General features: G+C 70.5%; 17 protein-coding genes. 11 read left to right on the top strand and 6 right to left on the bottom strand.

All coding sequences use genetic code 11. The features are described from left to right. Positions 1–31: 31 nt before the first annotated feature. On the top strand, positions 32–1,867 hold the full coding sequence (gene aspS / locus AC5YDV_RS03740; protein WP_496184028.1) for an aspartate--tRNA ligase: 1,836 nt from the start codon (positions 32–34) through the stop codon (positions 1,865–1,867). Between the two features lie 45 nt (positions 1,868–1,912). Here aspS and AC5YDV_RS03735 read toward each other — a convergent pair whose 3' ends face one another. The 5 genes from AC5YDV_RS03735 to AC5YDV_RS03715 all read right to left on the bottom strand — a co-directional run bounded on the left by AC5YDV_RS03735 (position 1,913) and on the right by AC5YDV_RS03715 (position 7,384). Then, positions 1,913–2,941: an ABC transporter ATP-binding protein gene (locus AC5YDV_RS03735; protein WP_496184027.1), complete on the bottom strand. Its 1,029-nt coding sequence runs from the start codon at positions 2,939–2,941 to the stop codon at positions 1,913–1,915. After that, entirely contained in the window at positions 2,938–4,401 is a 1,464-nt protein-coding gene (locus AC5YDV_RS03730; protein WP_496184026.1) for an ABC transporter permease, read from the bottom strand. Before AC5YDV_RS03730 ends, AC5YDV_RS03735 begins: the two co-directional genes overlap by 4 nt. A gap of 68 nt (positions 4,402–4,469) precedes the next feature. Beyond that, positions 4,470–5,528, bottom strand: coding sequence for an iron ABC transporter substrate-binding protein (locus AC5YDV_RS03725; RefSeq protein ID WP_496184025.1), 1,059 nt, complete (start codon positions 5,526–5,528; stop codon positions 4,470–4,472). Between the two features lie 112 nt (positions 5,529–5,640). After that, positions 5,641–6,018 (bottom strand): VOC family protein, encoded by a 378-nt coding sequence (locus tag AC5YDV_RS03720; RefSeq protein WP_496184024.1) that lies wholly within the window; start codon positions 6,016–6,018, stop codon positions 5,641–5,643. A gap of 79 nt (positions 6,019–6,097) precedes the next feature. Further along, positions 6,098–7,384, bottom strand: a complete 1,287-nt coding sequence (locus AC5YDV_RS03715) for an MFS transporter (RefSeq protein WP_496184023.1) — start codon at positions 7,382–7,384, stop codon at positions 6,098–6,100. A 72-nt stretch (positions 7,385–7,456) separates the two neighbouring features. Here AC5YDV_RS03715 and AC5YDV_RS03710 point away from each other — a divergent pair, with 72 nt between their 5' ends. Beyond that, positions 7,457–8,827 (top strand): replication-associated recombination protein A, encoded by a 1,371-nt coding sequence (locus AC5YDV_RS03710; RefSeq protein ID WP_496184097.1) that lies wholly within the window; start codon positions 7,457–7,459, stop codon positions 8,825–8,827. Between the two features lie 26 nt (positions 8,828–8,853). Here AC5YDV_RS03710 and AC5YDV_RS03705 read toward each other — a convergent pair whose 3' ends face one another. Next, positions 8,854–10,962: an N-acetylmuramoyl-L-alanine amidase gene (locus tag AC5YDV_RS03705; RefSeq protein WP_496192331.1), complete on the bottom strand. Its 2,109-nt coding sequence runs from the start codon at positions 10,960–10,962 to the stop codon at positions 8,854–8,856. Between the two features lie 380 nt (positions 10,963–11,342). On the opposite strand from AC5YDV_RS03705, the gene alaS reads away from it, so the two are divergent. From alaS to nusB, 9 genes are all read left to right on the top strand, one after another. Further along, entirely contained in the window at positions 11,343–14,018 is a 2,676-nt protein-coding gene (alaS, locus tag AC5YDV_RS03700) for an alanine--tRNA ligase (RefSeq protein WP_496184507.1), read from the top strand. Next, positions 14,015–14,494, top strand: a complete 480-nt coding sequence (gene ruvX, locus AC5YDV_RS03695; RefSeq protein WP_496184506.1) for a Holliday junction resolvase RuvX — start codon at positions 14,015–14,017, stop codon at positions 14,492–14,494. Before alaS ends, ruvX begins: the two co-directional genes overlap by 4 nt. Position 14,495: 1 nt before the next feature. Next, the gene (mltG, locus tag AC5YDV_RS03690; RefSeq protein WP_496184505.1) at positions 14,496–15,653 is read left to right on the top strand and encodes an endolytic transglycosylase MltG; all 1,158 of its coding nucleotides are present in this window, start codon (positions 14,496–14,498) and stop codon (positions 15,651–15,653) included. A gap of 60 nt (positions 15,654–15,713) precedes the next feature. Then, positions 15,714–16,901, top strand: coding sequence for a chorismate synthase (gene aroC / locus AC5YDV_RS03685; RefSeq protein ID WP_496184504.1), 1,188 nt, complete (start codon positions 15,714–15,716; stop codon positions 16,899–16,901). Further along, positions 16,898–17,407 carry a shikimate kinase gene (locus AC5YDV_RS03680; protein ID WP_496184503.1) on the top strand — a complete coding sequence of 170 codons (510 nt, stop codon included), beginning with the start codon at positions 16,898–16,900 and terminating at the stop codon, positions 17,405–17,407. Before aroC ends, AC5YDV_RS03680 begins: the two co-directional genes overlap by 4 nt. Continuing rightward, the gene (gene aroB / locus AC5YDV_RS03675; RefSeq protein WP_496184502.1) at positions 17,404–18,483 is read left to right on the top strand and encodes a 3-dehydroquinate synthase; all 1,080 of its coding nucleotides are present in this window, start codon (positions 17,404–17,406) and stop codon (positions 18,481–18,483) included. The genes AC5YDV_RS03680 and aroB overlap by 4 nt, the downstream gene beginning before the upstream one ends. Further along, positions 18,483–19,172 (top strand): FMN-binding negative transcriptional regulator, encoded by a 690-nt coding sequence (locus AC5YDV_RS03670; RefSeq protein WP_496184501.1) that lies wholly within the window; start codon positions 18,483–18,485, stop codon positions 19,170–19,172. The genes aroB and AC5YDV_RS03670 overlap by 1 nt, the downstream gene beginning before the upstream one ends. 254 nt (positions 19,173–19,426) lie before the next feature. Further along, the gene (gene efp, locus AC5YDV_RS03665; RefSeq protein WP_496184500.1) at positions 19,427–19,996 is read left to right on the top strand and encodes an elongation factor P; all 570 of its coding nucleotides are present in this window, start codon (positions 19,427–19,429) and stop codon (positions 19,994–19,996) included. After that, positions 19,993–20,439 carry a transcription antitermination factor NusB gene (gene nusB / locus AC5YDV_RS03660; protein WP_496184499.1) on the top strand — a complete coding sequence of 149 codons (447 nt, stop codon included), beginning with the start codon at positions 19,993–19,995 and terminating at the stop codon, positions 20,437–20,439. The genes efp and nusB overlap by 4 nt, the downstream gene beginning before the upstream one ends. The last annotated feature ends 7 nt before the right edge of the window (positions 20,440–20,446 follow it).

Genomic DNA, 20,446 nt, shown 5'->3' with positions numbered 1-20,446 from the left:
CATGCGGGGGCAAGAAGGGAACAAGGAAAGCATGCTGCGCACGCACAAGGCCGGTCAGCTCCGCGCGAGCGAGGTCGGCCAGACCGTCACCCTCGCCGGATGGGTCGCCAAGCGACGCGACCACGGCGGGGTGGCGTTCATCGACCTCCGCGACGCCTCCGGCATCTGCCAGGTGGTCGTCCGCGACGAGTACCTCGCGCAGGCGGGGATCCACGACCTCCGCAACGAGTTCTGCATCCAAGTCACCGGCGTCGTCGACGCGCGCACCCCCGAGAACGTCAACCCCAACATCGCGACCGGTGAGGTCGAGGTTGCGATCCGCGAGCTGGAGGTCCTGAACCCGGCCGCGCCGCTGCCCTTCCAGATCGACGAGCGCACCACCGTCGGTGAGGACGCCCGCCTGCGCCACCGCTACCTGGACCTGCGGCGTCCGCGTCAGCACGACGCGCTCGTGCTGCGGTCGAAGGTGACCCACACGATCCGTGAGGTGATGGACCGCCACGACTTCTACGACGTCGAGACGCCGACCCTGACCCGCTCCACGCCCGAGGGTGCCCGCGACTTCCTCGTCCCGGCGCGCCTGCACCCGGGCAAGTGGTACGCCCTCCCGCAGAGCCCCCAGCTGTTCAAGCAATTGCTCATGGTGGCGGGTATGGAGCGCTACTACCAGATCGCGCGTTGCTACCGCGACGAGGACTTCCGCGCCGACCGCCAGCCCGAGTTCACGCAGCTGGACATCGAGATGAGCTTCGTCGACCAGGACGACGTGATCGCCTTGGCCGAGGAGGTCATGGCGGCGTGCTGGAAGCTGATCGGCGTCGAGATGCAGCTCCCGCTCCAGCGCATGAGCTGGCACGACGCGATGGACAACTACGGCTCCGACAAGCCCGACCTGCGCTTCGACAACAAGATCCGCGAGTTGACCGAGTACTTCGCCAACACACCGTTCCGGGTGTTCCAGGCGCCGTACGTCGGCGCCGTGGTCATGCCGGGGGGTGCCTCCCAGCCGCGTCGCCAGTTCGACGCGTGGCAGGAGTGGGCGAAGCAGCGCGGCGCGAAGGGCCTCGCCTACGTCACCATCGCCGAGGACGGCACCCTCGGTGGCCCGGTCGCCAAGAACATCACCGAGTCCGAGCGCGACGGCCTGGCCGCGGCCATGGACGCGCAGCCCGGCGACGCGATCTTCTTCGGCGCTGGCGCCCGCGAGACCACCCAGGAGCTCCTGGGGGCGGCTCGCCTGGAGATCGGCCGCCGCTGCAACCTGATCGACGAGGCCGCCTGGTCGTTCCTGTGGGTCGTGGACGCCCCGATGTTCAAGAGCGCGGCGGACGCGGTGGCGTCCGGCGACGTGGCGGTCGGCGGCGGCAAGTGGACGGCCGTCCACCACGCCTTCACCTCGCCGAAGCCCGAGTCGATGGACACCTTCGACACCGACCCCGGCTCGGCCCTCTCGTACGGCTACGACTTCGTCGCGAACGGCAACGAGGTCGGCGGCGGCTCGATCCGTATCCACCGCCGGGACGTCCAGGAGCGGGTGTTCCGGGTCATGGGCATCTCCGAGGAGGAGGCGCAGGAGAAGTTCGGCTTCCTGCTGGACGCCTTCTCCTACGGTGCCCCGCCGCACGGCGGTATCGCGTTCGGCCTCGACCGCCTCGTCATGCTGCTGGGCGGCTTCGACACCATCCGCGACGTGATCGCGTTCCCGAAGTCGGGCGGTGGCTTCGACCCGCTGACCGAGGCGCCGACGACGATCACGCCCCAGCAGCGCAAGGAGGCCGGCGTGGACTTCAAGCCCGCCCTCAAGGGCGAGGCGACGGACGCCGAGGCCTCGGCGAAGGCGGAGGGCCAGCCCGCGAAGAAGGCCTGAGGCAGGCTCGGCGCCCCAGGCCCGGGCTCGCGGGTTCGCCCGGCGTCACTCGTCGGCCGGGACCACCAGGGCCCGGCCGATGAGCGAAATGCTCATCCGGTCGCCGGCACGGACGGGCTGGTCGGTGGACACCCGGAAGGTCGGCCCACCCGGGGCGCCCGCCGAGCCCAGCGTCAGGCGACGATGGTCGCCGTGGAAGGCCAGCGCCCGCACGACCCAGTCCCCGTCCACGTCCAGCTTCGCCGCGACCTGGTGGGGGCGAGCGATGACGGTGGCCCTGCCCTCGGGGGTCCCCAGGGCCGAGATGGGGCCGATGATCGTCTGGGCGACCCCCTGGGTGACGACGGCGTCCAATTCGAGCGTCGAGCCCAGCAGGCGTGCGGTCGCGAGGTCGTTCGGGCGCTCGTAGACCACCTGGGGAGGCCCCACCTGACGCAGGCGACCATCGTCCAGAACGGCGACGAGGTCGGCGAAAGCCAAGGCCTCCTCCTGGTCGTGGGTGACCAACAGGGTCGTCACGCCGGCACCGCGCAGGACCTCCCCGACGAGGTCGCGGGTGGACTCGCGCAGGTGCGTGTCGAGGGCGGAGAAGGGCTCGTCCAGCAGCATCACCGCGGGGCGGCGCGCCAGGGCACGCGCCAGCGACACACGCTGCTGTTGGCCACCGGAGAGCTGGTCGGGGCGGCGCTTCGCCAGACAGGGGTCGAGGTTGACGGTGGTGAGGAGTTCTGCGATCCGGTCGCTCGTGCGCTCGGCGCGCGGAAGTCCGAAGCCGACGTTCGCCCCCACCGACAGGTGGGGGAACAAGGCACCATCCTGAGACACGTACCCGATGGACCGCTTGTGCGGTGGAACCCAGGTGGAGCCCGTGACGGGCACCCCGCCGATGGAGACCTCGCCGGCGGTCGGGTGCTCGAAACCCCCGATGCACCGCAGCAGCGTGGTCTTGCCGCTCCCGGAGGGGCCCACGACGGCGAGGACGGCGGCTGCCGGGACGCTGAGGTCGATCCCGTGGAGCACCTCGTTGTGGCCGTACGTGGCGCGCACACCCCTCACCACGAGCGCGTCGTTCATCGGTCTCCTCGGGATTGGCGGAACAGGATGATCGTCATCGGCACCGACAGGGCGATGAGCAGCAGCGCGTAGGGCGCCGAGGCGGGGTAGTCCAGCTCGCTGGACAGCGACCAGAACCGGGTCGCCAGCGTGGTCGTGCCGGTCGGGGCCAGCAGGAGCGTGGCCGTGAGCTCGCCCGCGATCCCGAGGAAGGCCATCGACGCCCCGGCGCCGAACGCCGGCGCCAGCACCGGGACGGTGACGCGCAGGAGCGTGGTGAGGGGCGACTGGCCCAGCGACGAGGAGGCCTCACCGAGGGACGTGGGCACTTGGGCGATGCCCGAGCGCAGGCTCGCCACCGCGCGCGGGAGGAAGAGCACGACGTAGGCCGCGAGCAGGAGCGCACTGGTCTGGTAGACCGCCGGCACCCAGCGGATGGCGACCGTGACGAAGGCCAGGCCGATGACGATGCCGGGCAGCGACGACGACATGAAGGCGAGGCCCTCCAGGATGCGCGACCAACGGGCCGGACGCCGAACCGACAGCCACGCGATCGGGCCGGCCGCCAGGCAGGTGGCCAGCGCGCCGATGGTGGCCAGCCCGAGCGTGCTCACGAGCGCCGGGACCAGGCCGGCGTCGAGTTCGACGCCCACGGACAGCCAGTGCACGAGCGACCAGGCCGGGACACCGAGGGACGCGACCATCAGGGCGGTGACGGCCAGGACCACCGGCAGGGTCCACACGCCGAGGGGGACGCGGCGTCCGCGCCGGGCGACGCCCGCGCCGACCCGGGCGTGGCGTTGGCGTCCGCGCACGGCGGCCTCGCCCCCCAGGACGACGAGGCAGAGCACCACCAGCACCCCGGCCACCATGGACGCCGCGGGCGCGGCGAACGTTGAACGGAACTGGTCGTAGATCGCCGTGGTGAAGGTGTCGAACCGGACGAACGCGAAGGCGCCGTACTCGGCCAGCAGGTGCAGCGACACCAGCAGCGCGCCACCCAAGATGGGCAACCGCAGCTGGGGCAGTGTCACCCGGCGCAGGATCTCCGATGCAGTGAGTCCGAGCGCGGCCCCGGATTCCTCCAGCGCCGGATCCATGCGGCGCAGCGTCGCCAGCACCGGCAGGTAGACGAACGGGAAGTAGCTGAGGGTCGCGATGAGCGAGGCCCCGGCCAGGCCCGCGATGGACGGCCACACCGTGGCCCACGCGTAGCTCATCACGAACGCGGGCACCGCGAGGGGTGCGACGAACGCCGGCGACAGCCAGCGGGGCACCCGCGTCCGCTCGACGAGCAGGGCCGTTGCCGTTCCGATCAGGACGGTGGCGGGCACGACCACCAGTTGGATCGCGACCGTGTTGCCGATCAGCTCCCCGACGCGGGGGCGGAACACGAGTTGGGCCGCCAGGGCAGGACCCGCGTCCACGGTCGCCACCACGATGAACCCGATGGGGACCAACGTGAGAACGACGACGGCCACCGCGGCCGCGACGGTCACCGGGAGGTGGCCGCGCGACCGGGTGGCGCGACGGGTCAGGGTCGAGGTGGTCAGAGCAGGCCTGCCTGCTGCATCAGCTCGACGACCTTGGGGCTGTTGAGGGTGGCCGGATCAACCGTGGGGGCGTCCAGCTCGTCCAGCGGCTTGAGCTTCGGGTTGGCCTCCACGTCCGAGGCGATCGCGTACTCGAAGGAGGTACCGTCACGCAGGACGGCCTGGCCATCCTTGCCGGTGATGTGGGCGAGGAACTTCTGGGCCGCCTCCTGGTTCTTGGAGCTCTTCAGGACGCCACCACCCGAGATCGAGACGAACGCGCCCGGATCCTGGTTGCCGAAGTAGTGGCTGCCGATCTTCCCGCTGTTCTGTCCGCCCTTGGCCTGGTCACCGAAATAGTAGTAGTGGTAGATGACGCCGCCGTCGAATTCGCCGGCGTTGACGGCCTTCATCACGGCCGAGTTGCCCTTGATGGCGGTGGAGTTCTCCTTCATGGCCCTCAGCCAGGCCAGGGTCTCCTCCTCACCCTTCAGCTGGAGCATGGCCGAGACGATCGCCTGGAAATCGGCGCCGGACGGCGAGGCGGCCCAGCGGCCCTTCCACTCGGGCTTGGCCAGGTCCATCAGGGAGGCGGGAAGCTGGGCCTCGGTGAGCTTGTCGGTGTTGTAGACGAAGACGGTGGAGCGGGCGGCGATGCCGGTCCAGGCGTTGGTGCTGGGCCGGTACTGCTCGGGAACCTGCTGGGTCGTGCTCTCCGCCACCGGAGCGAAGAGCCCGGCGTTCTCCACCAGCGTCATCGCGGGTGAGTTCTCGGTGAGGAAGACGTCGGCGGGGGAGTTGGCGCCTTCGGCCACGAGCTGGTTGGCCATCTCGGTGTCGGAGCCCTGCCGGTACGTGACCTGGATGCCGGTCTGCTTGGTGAAGCCCTCGATCCACTCCTTCGTGAGGGACTCGTGCTGGGCGTTGTAGACGGTGATGGAAGCCGTCCCGGACGAGGCCGCGGGAGCGCTGGATGCGGGCGTCCCCTGCGGGGCGGACGAGCACGCGGCAAGCGTGGCGGCGGTGAGGGCAGCTGCGGCGCCGAGGAGGGCGCGTCGGGTGAAGCCGGAGTTCATGCAGGTAAGGCTTGCCTAACTCAGGGCAATTAGGCAACTCGGGCCTCACCAAATCCCGGAATGTGGGCACTTGAGGTCGCCGCTGTGCGGCGACCCCGGCGCGGGCTGATGGTCACATCGTGTCGATGTTGAGGATGTTCCCGCTGGGGTCGCTGAACCAGACTCCCTTGCCGGGGCCGAAGGTCGCGACCCCGTCGTCCCAGGTCATGCCCTCCATCTCGAACGTGAGGAACGTGACGCCGCGGCTGCGCAGGTCGGCCACCTCGGCATCGAAGTCGTCCGGTGATACGTCGAAGGACATCGCGGTGGCCTTGTTGGTGCCCGCGTACGCCGACGTGTAGACGAAGAACGAACCGGAGCCGGCGGCGTACCGCACGCCTTCCTCCATGTCGCCCTGCGGAGTGAACCCGAGCACCCCCTCGTAGAAGTCCCGGGCTTGTTGCAGGTCACTGACCGCGAGGACGGCGACCGAATCATGATCGGCGAGCATGGCTCCTCCAGTGCGGACCGGGTGACCGCCGCCCGGTCGGCATTTCATGTTAGGTCTGCCTCACCACCGCCGCAATGGCCTACTCGGCCGGTCCCACCGTCGTGCGACGTGATGGGAATGTATCGGACGCCGCCCGCTCCCGCCGCGCCAGGAGCAGGAACGGGAGGGCCAGCGACTGGGCCACCGCGGACGCCGCCATGGACGCCGGGTAGCCGGCCACGTCCGCGACCCGGCCCAGCGGCGGCTGCAGGGCGACCCCGCCCGCCGAGCCGATGAGTGAGTCGAAGCTGAGCACGGTGGCCCGCTGCTGCGACGGGATGAGCCCGTTGACCAGCGCCTGCCGCTGGGGGGTCGACACCGCGGAGGCCAGGGACCAGGCGGCGACGAGCACGAGGGCCACCGCGAGGTGCCGGGTCGCGCTGATCGCCACCAGGGCGCCGACGCTCACCACCACGCCGACCACCAGCACGTCGGTGCGGCGCCGCAGGACCCGCCGAGCGAGCGGCGCCAACAGGCCACCCAGGATCTGGGCCCCGGCGACCAGGGCCGCCGCGAGACCCGCGAGGCCGTAGGCTCGCGAATCCCCGACGAGGTCGAGCAGGAACGGCTGGATCGCGTAGAAGACGTAGACGCCTGTCCCTGCCGTGAGCGGGGCGGCCAGCATCAGCCAGCGCACCGGGCGATTGCGGAGCCCACCGTCCACGGCACCGGCGACCACCCCGCGGATGGCCGCCATCGGCGCCTCCTGCACGCGGGCGAACCCCTCGTCCCGCATGACCAGCCACGCCACGACCAGCGTCACTCCCAACAAGGCGGCCCGCACCACGTACGGGACGCCGAGGGTGGAGGCCTGAGCGATGAAGCCGCCCAGGGTCGCGCCCGCCAGCATGGCCGCGCCGGCCACCACCTGCGCGCGGGCAAAGGTGGGTTCCAGCGGTCCCTCGTGGCCCCGGGCGCGCAGCGCGTCGACGACCCACGCCTCGGTCGCGCCGGAGAAGAACGTGAAGCCCAACCCGATCAGGATGGACGAGAGCGCCCACGCTCCCAAGGGTGCCCGCAGCCACCACAGGGCGACGTAGAGCAGCGTGGCGACCAGCAGGGTCGCGGTCCCGAGAAGGAACGAGAACCGTCTGCCACGCGTGTCGGCGACCACCCCCGTGGGGATCTCGAACAGCACCATGCCGAGCGTGTAGAACGCGTTGGCGAGGAAGGCCTCGGTGCTGCTCAACCCCGCATCGAGCAGGAACAGGGTGTTGACACCCCAGATGAGTGAGGCCGCCAGGGTCGTCAGCAGCGTCAGGACCAGATATAGGCGCTGGACGCGGCGCGCACGATCGTCCATCCCGGTGCCCGGGTCAGAATCCACTGCACCATTGAACCCCAGCGACCTCCGGGCGACCAGAGAGGCGGGTCAGTGCGGTGTAGCGTCTTGGGGGTGATGGACCTGTTCGGCAACCCCGACCCCGCGGAGCACCAGGCGTCCGGCCGGCCCGGGGGGTCGTTGTCGGGGGCCGACCACGCGGACGTGCCCCTCGCCGTGCGCCTGCGCCCCCGCACGTTGGAGGAGATCGTCGGCCAGCAACACCTGCTGGGGCCGGGCTCACCCCTTCGGCGCCTGGCGGACGGCCAGCCCATGTCGGTGTTCCTGTGGGGGCCACCCGGGGTGGGCAAGACGACCATCGCCTCGGTGGTCTCCCAGGCGACGAACCGGCGCTTCGTGGAGCTGTCGGGCGTGACCGCGGGCGTCAAGGAGGTCCGTGCCGAGTTGGAGACGGCCAAGCGTGAATTGGCCCGGGGCCGCGGAACGGTTCTGTTCGTGGACGAGGTCCACCGCTTCAACAAGGCCCAGCAGGACGTCCTCCTGCCCGCCGTTGAGAACCGACTCGTCACCCTGATCGCCGCCACGACGGAGAACCCTTCCTTCTCGGTCATCTCCCCGCTGCTCTCGCGGTCCCTGCTCCTCACGCTCAAGCCCCTGTCGGACGCCGACGTCAGCGACCTGCTCGACCGCGCCCTCACCGACGAGCGCGGGTTGCGGACCCCCGACGGCGGGTCCTACGTGCTCGATCCGGACGCCCGCGCCACGCTCGTCCGGCTGGCCGGGGGAGACGCGCGACGCTCCCTGACCTACGTGGAGGAGGCAGCGGCGACGGCCTCCGCCCTGGGCTCGGACGTCATCACCCCGGACGCCGTCGAGATGGCCGTCGACAAGGCGGCCGTGCGGTACGACCGGGACGGCGACCAGCACTATGACATCATCAGCGCCTTCATCAAGTCGATCCGGGGTTCCGACGTGGACGCCGGCCTGCACTACCTCGCCCGGATGCTCGCCGGCGGGGAGGACCCGCGGTTCATCGCGCGGCGCCTCATCATCCTCGCCAGCGAGGACATCGGCATGGCAGCCCCGTCCGTGCTGCAGACGTGCGTGGCGGCGGCGCAGGCCGTCCAACTCATCGGCATGCCCGAGGGGCGCCTCACGCTCGCGCAAGCGGTCATCGCCTGCGCCACCGCACCCAAGTCGAACGCCAGCTACCTGGCCATCAACGCCGCCCAGGAGGACGTTGCGGCGGGCAAGGGCGGCCCGGTCCCGTTCCACCTGCGCGACGCCCACTACGCCGGCGCCAAGGCCTTGGGGCATGGCAAGGGGTACCAGTACGCCCACGACGCCCCCCACGGCGTCGCCGCGCAGCAGTACCTGCCCGACGACCTCGCCGACGCGCGGTACTACTCGCCCACCTCACACGGCCACGAGGCGCAGATCTCCGAGCGGCTCGCCGCCATCCGGTCGCTGCTGGGTCGCGAGGACTGAACCTGTCTGGCTCGCGGAGCAGTTGGTCAGGGTGTCCGGGGGACGAGCGTGACCCCGACCGCTTCGATCTGGCGTGACTGGCCGGTGGTGCCGGCGGTGGCTCCGTCGGACACCCAATCCTGCCAGCCGATCCCTCGGACGTAGGCGCGATAGCGGACGGTGTACTGAGAGGCGAGGTCGCCGGTGAGGGAGATCTGGAAGGCCTCCATGGCCAAGGACTGGCCCGTCGTGCCGATGGGCGTTCCGGAGGTCTGGGGTGCCATCCATCCGATCGTCGAGACGTGGGCCCGGTAGCTGATGCCGCCCGACACCCCGGGGACCGAGACGTCGACCTTGAGGGCTTCCATGCGCTTGCCGACGGTCCCGGCCGTCATGTCGTTGCTGACCGTTGGTCCCCAGCCCACATCCGCGGAGTGCGCGGAATAGGCGGTCAGCGTGACGGGGTTCGACGGCTGGGACTTGGGCTTCAGCTCGATCTCGACGGCTTCGACGGCACGCGACTGGCCGGTGGTGCCGGCGGTCGCGCCATCGCGGACCCATCCCTGCCACCCGACGCCTTGGACGTAGGCGCGGTACTCGATCGAGTACGCCTGGGCGGCCTCCCCGGTCAACGAGAGTTCGAAGGCCTCGAGGGCCCGGCTCTGTACGACCGTCCCGATGTAGTTCGCCGAGTCCGTCACGGACATCCAGCCGATCCCCGACACGTGACCCCGCCACGCGATGTCACCGGGCTCGTCCGGATCCAGCCTGACGCGCAGGGCCTCCACGGGGGTGCTGCGCCCTGTCGTGCCGGCCATGGCACCGTCGGCCACGCCCTGCATCCATCCAGTGCCCGCGACGTGGGCCGAATACACGACCATGCCCCGCACAGGCGCCTGAGGGGCGGGCAACGCATTGAGCATTCGCTGGAGGCCCACGATGGTGGCCGCATCGAGGACCCCGGTGCCCGTGCTCCCCACCACTGCCTGCAACCGGAGGAGGGTCTGCGTGTCTCGGACTCCCGTGACCGATGCTCCGATCCTCGTCTGCAGGGCACGGGTCGTCTCGGCACCCCAGACGCCGTCGGCGGAGAGCCCGAGCCACTTCTGCATCTCGATGACAGTGCCCTTGTCAAGGATCCCAGTTTCGGCCAGGTAGTACTTGCCGTTGATCGGGTCCGGGCTGGGAAGCACCGGAATGGGGGTCGGCTGTGGCTGCGTGATGGTGTACGAAACCGCGCCGAGCTTGGCCTTGACGGCATCGCGGATCTGGGGGAGCAGAGGGTAGACGTACTGACCGGGGCAATCGGTGGCGTTCTCGTCGCGGTGTCCGGAGATCGCGGGGAGGAACGTCGTGCCGCCGTCCTGGCCGCCGGAGCCGAACGTGCTGCCGTGGGGGTCCACGCCGTGGAGCGCGAACTTCCACGCGATGACCTGTTGGGTCGTCTCGATCATCGTCGAGGTCGGCCTTGCAGTCTGGTAGTTGCCCATCAGCGACACCCCGAAGACGCGTGTGTTCGTCACGCCGAATCCATGTCCGCCCTCGATGGCGCGATCCAAGCCGCCCCCGCGGCCCTCCCACGCCGTCCCGAACTTGTCGACCAGAATGTTGTAGCCGATGTCCTTCCAGCCGCGGGTGTTGACGTGGTAGGCCTGAATCGACCTCAACAGGCCGGGAACCTCGCCGGCGGTGTAGCTGTTCGTCCCCACCGTGTGGTGGATCATCGCGCCGGAGACGATGCCCTCCGTGTAGGGAAGTCCGACGATCGACTCATTGGCCCCCCAGTCCGCCCTGCTCCGGATCGCGGGACGGAGTTGATCGAAGGCTGACGAAGCAGTGACGGCTTGAGCCACCTGTTGGGTCGCCGGTTCCTCCGCCGTGGAGGAGTAGAGGGACACAGTGGGTTCCACCGGCTGGTCTGAGAGCACGGCCAGCTGGAGGGTTTCGCCGGCGGAGAGGATCACCGGCTCGGTCCCCACCTGCCCCTGCGTGGGAGCGCCTTCCGTCTCCAGTTCGGCCCAGTCGGTGGCCACGCCGTTGGTGACCAAGCGGTACAGGGCCTCCGACGGCGCGCTGCCGTCGGGCCAGGTGACGCCGGCCACCGTGGCGTCGGTGCCGGCGGTGTACTCGGAGAACGCGATCGCCCTTCCGCGCACGCGTGCTTGATCTGAAGCCGGCGTGCCTGGCAATTCGGTGACACGGGTGAAACCACGATGCTCCGCGGCAACCGCGGGGCCCTTGCCACGGGAGGGGGCGGGCGGTGCCGCCATGGCCGAGTGGGGGGCGGCCACGCCGACCAAGGCCAGCAGGCACAGGGTTGCCAGGGTTCGCAGAGTGGCGGGTTTCACGGGTCCTCCGAGGGAGTGGGATCGAGTGCGGCAGACACCACGCGGTGCCAGCTTTGCACAATCTCCGCCGCGCACACGGTGGTTCCGCGGTTCGGGGAAGGGGCCGGGACGGAGCGGTCGCCCGCAGGCCGTATCATGGGGCGGCGTCCGCACCGGGCGGGCACACCACACGCTGAGGGGCTGAGCGCATGAAGACCGCGGAGATCCGACGTCGGTTCCTGGACCACTTCGTCCAGGCCGGGCACACCTTGGTGCCGTCGGCATCGCTGGTCTACAACGATCCCACCCTGCTGTTCGTCAACGCCGGCATGGTCCCCTTCAAGTCGTACTTCACCGGCGCCGAGGAGGCGCCCTACCACACGGCCACGAGCTGCCAGAAGTGCGTGCGCACACTCGACATCGACGAGGTCGGCAAGACGACCAGGCACGGCACGTTCTTCCAGATGAACGGCAACTTCAGCTTCGGTGACTACTTCAAGGAGGGGGCGATCCAGCACGCCTGGTCGCTGGTCACCGGGTCGGTGGAGCAGGGCGGCCTCGGTTTCGACCCCGACAAGGTGTGGGTCACGGTGCTGGGCCCCGGCCACCACCCCGACTTCCCGGACGGCGACGCCGAGGCGGTCGCGCTGTGGAAGAAGGTGGGCCTGCCTGATGAGCGCATCCAGCGCCGCGACCTGAAGGACAACTACTGGAACATGGGCGTCCCGGGCCCGGGTGGCCCCTGCTCCGAGATCTACATCGACCGCGGCCCGGCCCTCGGCCCCGACGGAGGCCCGGTCGTGGACGAGGACCGCTTCCTCGAGATCTGGAACCTCGTGTTCATGCAGCAGGAGCTCTCCGCCGTCCGCGCCAAGGACGACTTCGATGTCCTGCGCCCCCTGCCGAAGCCGAACATCGACACCGGCATGGGCCTGGAGCGGGTCGCGTACCTGCTGCAGGGCAAGGAGAACATGTACGAGATCGACCAGATCTTCCCCGTGATCGAGAAGGCGGCCGAGTTGTCGGGCAAGCGCTACGGCGTCCGGCACGACGACGACGTCCGCATGCGCGTCGTGGCCGACCACATCCGCTCCAGCCTCATGCTGATGACCGACGGCGTGACCCCGGGCAACGAGGCGCGGGGGTACGTCCTGCGCCGCCTGCTGCGCCGCAGCGTGCGCGCGATGCGACTGCTCGGCGTCCACGACCCGGTGTTGCCCGAGCTGCTGCCGATCAGCAAGGCCCTGATGGAGGAGTCCTACCCCGACGTCACCACCGAGTGGAACCGAGTCTCGACCACGGCGTACGCCGAGGAGGAGGCCTTCCGCCGTACCCTGACCGCCGGCACCCAGATCTTCGACGTCGCGGTGAAGCGCGCCCAGGACGCCGGCGCCACCGTGCTGCCGGGCGACCAGGCGTTCCAGCTGCACGACACGTACGGCTTCCCGATCGACCTGACGCTGGAGATGGCGTCCGAGGCGGGCCTGAGCGTCGACCAGGGCGAGTTCAAGCGGCTCATGCAGGAGCAGAAGGACCGCGCGAAGGCGGACGCCCGCGCCAAGAAGGGCGGCGCGGTCAACACCGAGGCCTACCGGACCCTCCGCGAGGCCGGGGAGACCCCGTTCCTCGGCTACACCGACCTCACCGTGCCCAGCCGCGTGCGCGGCATCGTCCGCGACGGCGCGATGGTTCCCGTGGCCCAGCCCGGCGACGTCGTCGAGGTCGTGCTCGCCGAGACCCCGTTCTATGCCGAGGCGGGCGGCCAGGACGCCGACTCGGGCGTCCTCACCGCGCCGGGGCTCGCGCTGGAGGTTCTGGACGTCCAGCGTCCCGTGCAGGGGCTGACCGTCCACAAGGCACTCGTCACCGAGGGCGAGCTCACCACCGGGGCCGAGGTCCTCGCCGAGGTGGACGCGCTGGCACGCCTCGGCGCCTGCCAGGCCCACACGGCGACCCACATCGTGAACGCCGCGCTCCGCCAGATCCTGGGCGACACGACCCACCAGGCCGGTTCGTACAACAAGCCGGGCTACCTGCGGTTCGACTTCAACGCCACCTCGGGTCTCTCGCTCGACGCGAAGCAGGAACTCGAAGGCATCGTCAACCAGGCCGTGCGCGACAACTTCATGGTCACCGACAGGCAGATGCCCCTCGAGGACGCCAAGGCTCTCGGTGCCCAGGCGATGTTCGGCGAGAAGTACCCCAACGTCGTCCGCGTGGTCGAGCTGAACGGCGCCTGGAGCCGCGAGCTCTGCGGTGGCACCCACGTCGGCTCGACCGCCCAGATCGGGTTGGTCAACCTCCTCGGCGAGGGGTCCGTCGGGTCGGGCATCCGGCGCGTCGAGGCCCTCGTCAGCGGCGACGCGTTCAACCGCTTCGCGGCGGAGCGCGCGTTGGTGGGCACCCTCGCCGAAACGCTCAAGACCCAGCCCGACCAGCTCGTGGATCGCGTCGAGAAGCTCCTCGCGCAGCTCAAGCAGGCCGAGAAGGAGATCGCGGACCTCCGCACCGCCCAGCTGCTCGGCAACCTCGACGAGCTCGCCGCCACCGCGACGGACGCCGGGGCGGTCAAGCTGATCGCTCGCGAGCTGCCCGGCGTGAGCGGGGGGGACCTGCGCACCCTCGCGCTCGGCCTGCGCGACAAGCTGTCCAACCAGCCCGCCGTCGTCGCCCTCATCGGCGGAGACGCCAAGCCCGTCGTCATCGTCGCGACCACCCCGTCCGCCCGCGAGGCCGGTGCCCGGGCGGGCCGGCTCGTCGGCGTGGCTGCCCCGCACCTCGGCGGCAAGGGCGGCGGCAAGGACGACCTCGCCCAGGGTGGCGGTTCGGACGCCGCGGGTGCAGCCGCAGCGCTCGCCGCGGTCCGCGCCGCCCTGGCCGGATGACCGACGACGCACTCCGCGGCGTCCGTCTCGGGATCGACTGGGGCCAGGCCCGGATCGGGGTCGCCGCCTGTGACGCCGGCGGCGTCCTGGCCTACCCGGTCGAGACGATCGCGCCGGCGTCCGACGCCCGTGTCGTCCGGGAACGCTTCACGGCGATCATGGCCGAGTACGAACCCGTGGTGGCCTACCTCGGCCTGCCGCGCCACCTCAAGGGGGGCGAGGGGGAGTCCGCCGCGAAGGCCCGGGGTCAGGCGCGCTGGCTGGCGACGGCCTTCCCCGACGTGGCGGTGCACCTCATCGACGAACGCATGACGACGGTGTCGGCCACCCGTCAACTGCAGGAAGCGGGCAGGTCCGCCCGGACCCAGCGCGCTGTGATCGACCAAGCTGCCGCCGTGGCAATCTTGAACCATGCCCTCGACACGGAGCGCCTCACGGGCGCCCGCGCCGGGGAGCGCATCGACCGAAAGGGATGACATGACCGAGCCTCGCCGGGCACGCCGACGGGACACCTTGCGCGACCCGGAGACCGGTGAATGGGACTCCGACGAGATCCGGCACCGCCTCAAGGGGTGGGTGGCGGTGCTGGTCGCGCTCGTCGTCGTCCTCGGCGGCGGCTGGTTCGTGGGGGGCCGGGCCTGGGACGCCTTCATGGACTTCCGCACCGCGGACGACTACGTGGGGTCGGACGGGGTGGCCGACATCCAGGTGGAGGTGGCCAGGGGCGCCTCCATGGCTCAGATCGGCCAGGCCCTGCAGGACACCAACGTCATCAAGTCGGCCGACACGTTCAAGAAGTACGCGCGCACCCGCCCGGACGAGGCGGCGAAGATCCAGGCCGGCACGTACAACATGCGCACCGAGATCTCGGCGCAGGCGGCCTTCGACCGGCTCCTGGACCCGGCCAACGTGGTCCGCAACATGGTCCAGCTCCGCGAGGGGCAGCGGCTCAGCGAGCAGGTCGCCCTGCTGTCGGAGCTCACGGGGCTCCCGCGGTCCGACTTCGAAGCACTCGCCGCCGACCCCACCCCCCTGGAGTTGCCCGACTGGTCGGGGGGCAAGCTCGAGGGCTTCCTGTTCCCCGACACGTACGAGGTGGGCCAGAACCCCACCGCGCAGGCCGTCATGAAGCCCGCCGTCGACCAGTTCAAGCGTGTCGCCGCCGACCTGGACTTCGCCAATAACGCGGCCGCCTCGCCGGCCGGCGACCCCTACAAGGCCCTCATCATGGCGAGCCTCGTGGAGCGGGAGGCCGTCAGCAACGAGGACCGGGCGAAGGTCGCCCGGGTCTTCTACAACCGCTTGGCACAAGGGATGCCGCTGCAGTCGGACGCCACGGTCGCGTACGCCAACAACATCACGGGGCGCGTGTTCACGACCGACGCGGAGCGCGCCATCGACTCGCCGTACAACACCTACAAGAACGCCGGGTGGATCCCCGGACCGATCACGTCCCCCGCGCACGCAGCCATGGACGCGGCCGTGCACCCGGCCGAGGGCTCGTGGCTGTACTTCGTCGTGGTCAACCTCGACACGGGGGAGACGGCCTTCAACGACACGCTGGCGCAGCACAACGCCTCGGTGGCGCAGTTCCAGGAGTGGTGCAGGACGCAGGCGCCCGGGCGCTGCAAGTGACCCGTCCGCCACAGCGTCGTCCCACGCGACGCGCCGCGGCGGCGTGAAAGACTGGCCCGCATGTTGCGTTGGTTGACCGCCGGTGAGTCCCATGGCCGCGCCCTGGTGGCGACGATCGAGGGAATCCCCGCCCACGTGCGCGTGACGACCGACGACCTGGCCGACGCGCTGCGGCGCCGTCGCCTGGGAGTCGGTCGCGGCGCCCGGATGAAGTTCGAGGCCGACGAGGTGACCGTCCTCGCCGGCGTCCGGCACGCCGAGACACTCGGCTCCCCGATCGCGATCATGATCGGCAACACCGAGTGGCCCAAGTGGGAGACCGTCATGGCGCCGGACGAGGTGGCCCCCGAGGTCCTGTCCGCGCAGGCGCGCAACGCCGCCCTGACCCGTCCGCGTCCCGGCCACGCCGACCTGGCGGGCATGCAGAAGTACGACTGGGACGAGGCCCGCCCCATCCTGGAGCGGGCCTCCGCCCGCGAGACGGCCGCACGCGTGGCGCTGGGACGCGTCGCGTCCAACTTCCTCGACCAGGCCTTCGGCATCGGCGTCGTCAGCCACGTCGTGGAGATCGGCGCTGTGGCCTCGACCGGCGACCGCCTCCCCACGTTCGCAGACCGGGACGCCATCGACGCGGACCCGGTGCGTTGCTTCGACCCCGAGTACTCGGCCCGCATGCTCGCCGAGATCGACGACGCCAAGTCCGACGGTGACACCCTCGGCGGCGTCGTCGAGGTCGTCGTCACCGGCCTTCCGGCCGGAGTCGGCTCCCACATCCAGGGCGACCGGCGACTGGACGCGCGCCTCGCGGGGGCCCTCATGGGCATCCAGGCGATCAAGGGCGTCGAGGTCGGGGACGGGTTCGAGCTGGCCCGCACCCGAGGTTCCCTTGCGCATGACGAAATGGTCATGGAGGGGCAGCACATCACCCGTACCGGCAACCGGTCCGGCGGCACCGAGGGAGGCATGAGCACCGGCGAGGTGCTGCGCGTCCGGGCCGCGATGAAGCCCATCGCCACCGTGCCCCGCGCCCTGCGCACGGTCGACACCACGACCCTCGAACCGGCCCAGGCCCATCACCAGCGCTCCGACGTGTGCGCCGTGCCGGCCGCGGGCGTGGTCGCCGAGGCCATGGTCGCCCTCGTGCTGGCCGAGCTGATGCTCGACAAGTTCGGCGGCGACTCCGTGGCCGAGACGTCGCGCAACCACCGCAGCTACCTGGACCGACTCGCGGAGCGGGGGCTCGCGTGACGACGATCGCGCTCATCGGCGCGCCGGGGTCGGGCAAGTCGACCGTCGGCGCCCTGCTCGCGCAGCGGCTCCGCCTGCCCTTCTTCGACGTCGACACCGAGATCGAGCGCGTGCACGGCAAGCTCATCCGCGAGATCTTCGCCGACGACGGCGAGGAGGCCTTCCGCGCGATCGAGAAGGACGCCACCTTGTCGCTCCTGGTCGGCGACGGGGTCGTGAGCCTCGGCGGGGGAGCGCCCCTGACCCCGGAGATCGCCGAGGCCCTGGCCGACGTCGAGACCGTGTGGCTCCAGGTGGATGCCCACGACGCCTTCCGGCGCATCGGCCTGGACGACAGCCGCCCGCTGCTCGCCGGTGGGGGCATCCGCGCGACGCTCATCAAGATGCTCCGTGCTCGCACCCCCACCTACTCCGCCGTCGGACGTCACCATGTCGACACCAGCGGTCGCGAACCGTCCGAGGTGGTCGACGAGATCATCAGCCTGCTCCAAGGGTCCGCGACATGAGCCGTACCATCCGCGTCGCCACCGCCAGCCCCTACGACGTCGTCGTCGGGCACGGGGCGACGTCCGGCCTCGGGGACGCCCTGGCCGGCGCGGCGAAGGTGGCCATCCTGCACCCCGAGGTCATGGGGAAACGGGCGTCCGACCTCGCCGCGACGCTGGACGCCGACGTCACCCTGATCCCGTTGCCCGAGGGGGAGCGCGCCAAGACCACCGAGGTGCTCGACTCGTGCTGGCGACGCCTGGCCGAGGAGGGTTTCACCCGAACGGACGCGGTCGTCGGCCTCGGCGGGGGAGCGACCACCGACCTGGCGGGCTTCGTCGCGGGCACGTGGCTGCGCGGCGTCCGGTACGTGTCGGTCCCCACCACGCTGCTGGCGATGGTGGACGCCGCGGTCGGCGGCAAGACCGGCATCAACCTGGCCGCGGGCAAGAACCTCGTCGGCGCCTTCTGGGAGCCGGCGGCCGTCCTGGCCGACTTGGACTTCCTGACCACCCTCCCCGTGGACGAGCTGCGCGGCGGCCTCGGTGAAATGGCCAAGCACGGGTTCATCGCCGACGAACGCACCCTGGAACTCTTCGAGACCGCTCCGGAGGCCCTCCTCACGGCCGGCAGCCCCGAATTAGAGGAGGCCGTCGTCCGGTCGATGGAGGTGAAGGCCTCCGTCGTCTCGGGTGATCTGCGTGAGCGCACGAGTTCGAGCGACGCGGTGGGGCGCGAGCTGCTCAACTACGGCCACACCCTCGCCCACGCCATCGAGCGTCGAGAGGACTACACGATGGCGCACGGGTACGCCGTGTCGATCGGGGCCCAGTACGCGGCGCTGCTGTCGCGCAACCTCGGACACGCCGACGACGCGTTCGTGGAGCGCCACCGCGCAGTGTTCAGCGGGGTGGGACTGCCGCTCACGTATCGGGCGGGGGTCTGGGACGAACTGCGCGCCACGATGAACCTCGACAAGAAGTCCCGCGGCGGTGCCTTGCGCTTCGTGCTGCTCGACGGGGTCGCCCGGCCGTTCATCGCGCAAGCCCCCGACGAGGACGTCCTGCGCGCCACCTATGAGGAACTGACGGCCTGATGTACACCCCCCGGCACTTCTCGATGACGGACGAGCACATCGGTTCGCTCCTCGCGTCCGCCGAGACCGCCCAGCTGGTGACGGCGCACGAAACGGGGCCCGTCGCGACCCTGTTGCCCGTGGCCTGGCGCCCGGACCCGTCCGGCGAGGGCTGGGGGTCGCTCGTCCTGCACGTCACGCGCGTGAACCCGGTGTGGAAGGAGCCCCACCTCGGCGACGCCCTGGCGATCCTGTCGGGCCCGGACGGCTACATCCACCCCGACTGGTTCCCCTCGAACGCCGAGGCCCCGGGCGTCCCCACGTGGAACTACGTCACCGTCCACGCCTACGGCCCGTTGGTCGTCCACGACGACCCCGACTGGACGCGGGACGCGGTGTTCGAGCTGTCGGACCGGTTCGGGTACGACTCCCGGCGCGTCGATCCTGAGGCGATCGACAGGATGCTGCGCGCCGTCGTGGGGATCGAGCTGCCCATCGCCCGTGTGGAGGCCAAGGCGAAGCTGAACCAGAACCGGACGCCCGAGGACATCGGGGGCGTCATAGCCGGGTTGCGCGAGGCGGGGTCGGACGCGCTGGCGTGCGAGATGGAGGCGGTCAGCCTGCCCCACGCCGAGGCCCGCTTCCGGTTGTTGGCGGACGTCAAGGAGGGCCGTCGCCTGGGTCAGTTGGACCCTCACCGCCCGGAGTGACCGCCACGGAGGTGTCACGCGGCGACCCCGAGGCCGCCGACACCGTTCGGGGTCGCCACGCGCAGCCCCAACAAGCGGATGCCGGCCCGGTCGCACGTGGCGGCGATCTCGGCGCCAGCCGGCTCGGGCGCAGGGGCAAACGTTGGGCAGGGCTCGTCACTACCTTGCCGCGCAAGGTTGGCGTCCCGGTTCGCGACGAGCCGCTCGCACCGGTAGACTGGCCCGTCGGTAACGCGACGCCGGAAGGAACACCCATGCCCACGATCTCCACGAACGACCTCAAGAACGGCACCGTCCTGGTCATCGACGGCCAGCTGTGGCAGGTCCAGTGGTTCCAGCACCACAAGCCGGGCAAGGGCAACACCGTCGTCCGCAGCAAGCTCAAGAACGTCACCAGCGGCAAGATCATCGACAAGACCTTCAACTCCGACACCAAGGTCGAGAGCGCGACGGTCGACCGCCGCGAAATGCAGTACCTGTACCACGACGGCGAGGCCTTCGTCTTCATGGACACCGACACCTTCGAGCAGCTGAACATCTCCGAGGAGGTGGTCGGCGACGCCAAGGACTACATGTTGGAGAACCAGAACGCCATCGTGGCCACCCACGAGGGCAACCCGCTCTACATCGACCTCCCCGCGTCGGTCGAGCTCGAGATCACCTACACCGAGCCGGGCCTGCAGGGTGACCGCAGCTCCGCGGGCACCAAGCCCGCAACCTTGGAGACGGGCAAGGAGATCCAGGTCCCGCTGTTCATCGAGTCGGGCACCAAGGTCAAGGTCGACACCCGCGACGGCAGCTACCTCGGCCGGGTCAACGGGTGACCCAGAACCGCGACAACTCGACGCGGACCAAGGCCCGCAAGCGCGCCCTCGACATCCTGTACGAGAGCGAGCTGCGCGACCGTCCCGCGACCGACACGCTCGCCGAGCGCATCGGCCTGGGGGAACCCCCCGTCCGGCCCTTCACCATCGAACTGGTCAACGGCGTGGTCGCGCACCTCGATGAGCTGGACGACGCCATCGCGGCCGTCCTCACGGGGGCGTGGACGCTGGACCGCATGGCCCACGTCGACCGCAACCTGGCGCGCATCGCCCTGTACGAGATCGTGCACACCGACACGCCACCGAAGGTGGCCATCAACGAGGCGGTCGACCTGGCCGCCGAGCTCTCCACCCCGAGTTCGCCGTCGTTCCTGAACGGCGTGCTCTCGGCGGCTGCCGAACGGCTCGCCGTCGCGAACCCGGGGGACAACCAGGACACGTGAGGAAGGA

The sequence above is a fragment of the Propioniciclava sp. LT432 genome (genome assembly GCF_059515965.1).
The sequence above is the reverse complement of the archived record's forward strand: the minus strand, read 5'-3'. Positions and strand labels throughout refer to the sequence as shown.

Coding starts and splice junctions, on each gene's coding strand:
- aspS (WP_496184028.1), top strand. CDS start 32: ATGCTGCGCACGCACAAGGCCGGTCAGCTCCGCGCGAGCGAGGTCGGC.
- AC5YDV_RS03735 (WP_496184027.1), bottom strand. CDS start 2,941: ATGAACGACGCGCTCGTGGTGAGGGGTGTGCGCGCCACGTACGGCCAC.
- AC5YDV_RS03725 (WP_496184025.1), bottom strand. CDS start 5,528: ATGAACTCCGGCTTCACCCGACGCGCCCTCCTCGGCGCCGCAGCTGCC.
- AC5YDV_RS03720 (WP_496184024.1), bottom strand. CDS start 6,018: ATGCTCGCCGATCATGATTCGGTCGCCGTCCTCGCGGTCAGTGACCTG.
- AC5YDV_RS03710 (WP_496184097.1), top strand. CDS start 7,457: ATGGACCTGTTCGGCAACCCCGACCCCGCGGAGCACCAGGCGTCCGGC.
- alaS (WP_496184507.1), top strand. CDS start 11,343: ATGAAGACCGCGGAGATCCGACGTCGGTTCCTGGACCACTTCGTCCAG.
- ruvX (WP_496184506.1), top strand. CDS start 14,015: ATGACCGACGACGCACTCCGCGGCGTCCGTCTCGGGATCGACTGGGGC.
- mltG (WP_496184505.1), top strand. CDS start 14,496: ATGACCGAGCCTCGCCGGGCACGCCGACGGGACACCTTGCGCGACCCG.
- aroC (WP_496184504.1), top strand. CDS start 15,714: ATGTTGCGTTGGTTGACCGCCGGTGAGTCCCATGGCCGCGCCCTGGTG.
- aroB (WP_496184502.1), top strand. CDS start 17,404: ATGAGCCGTACCATCCGCGTCGCCACCGCCAGCCCCTACGACGTCGTC.
- AC5YDV_RS03670 (WP_496184501.1), top strand. CDS start 18,483: ATGTACACCCCCCGGCACTTCTCGATGACGGACGAGCACATCGGTTCG.
- efp (WP_496184500.1), top strand. CDS start 19,427: ATGCCCACGATCTCCACGAACGACCTCAAGAACGGCACCGTCCTGGTC.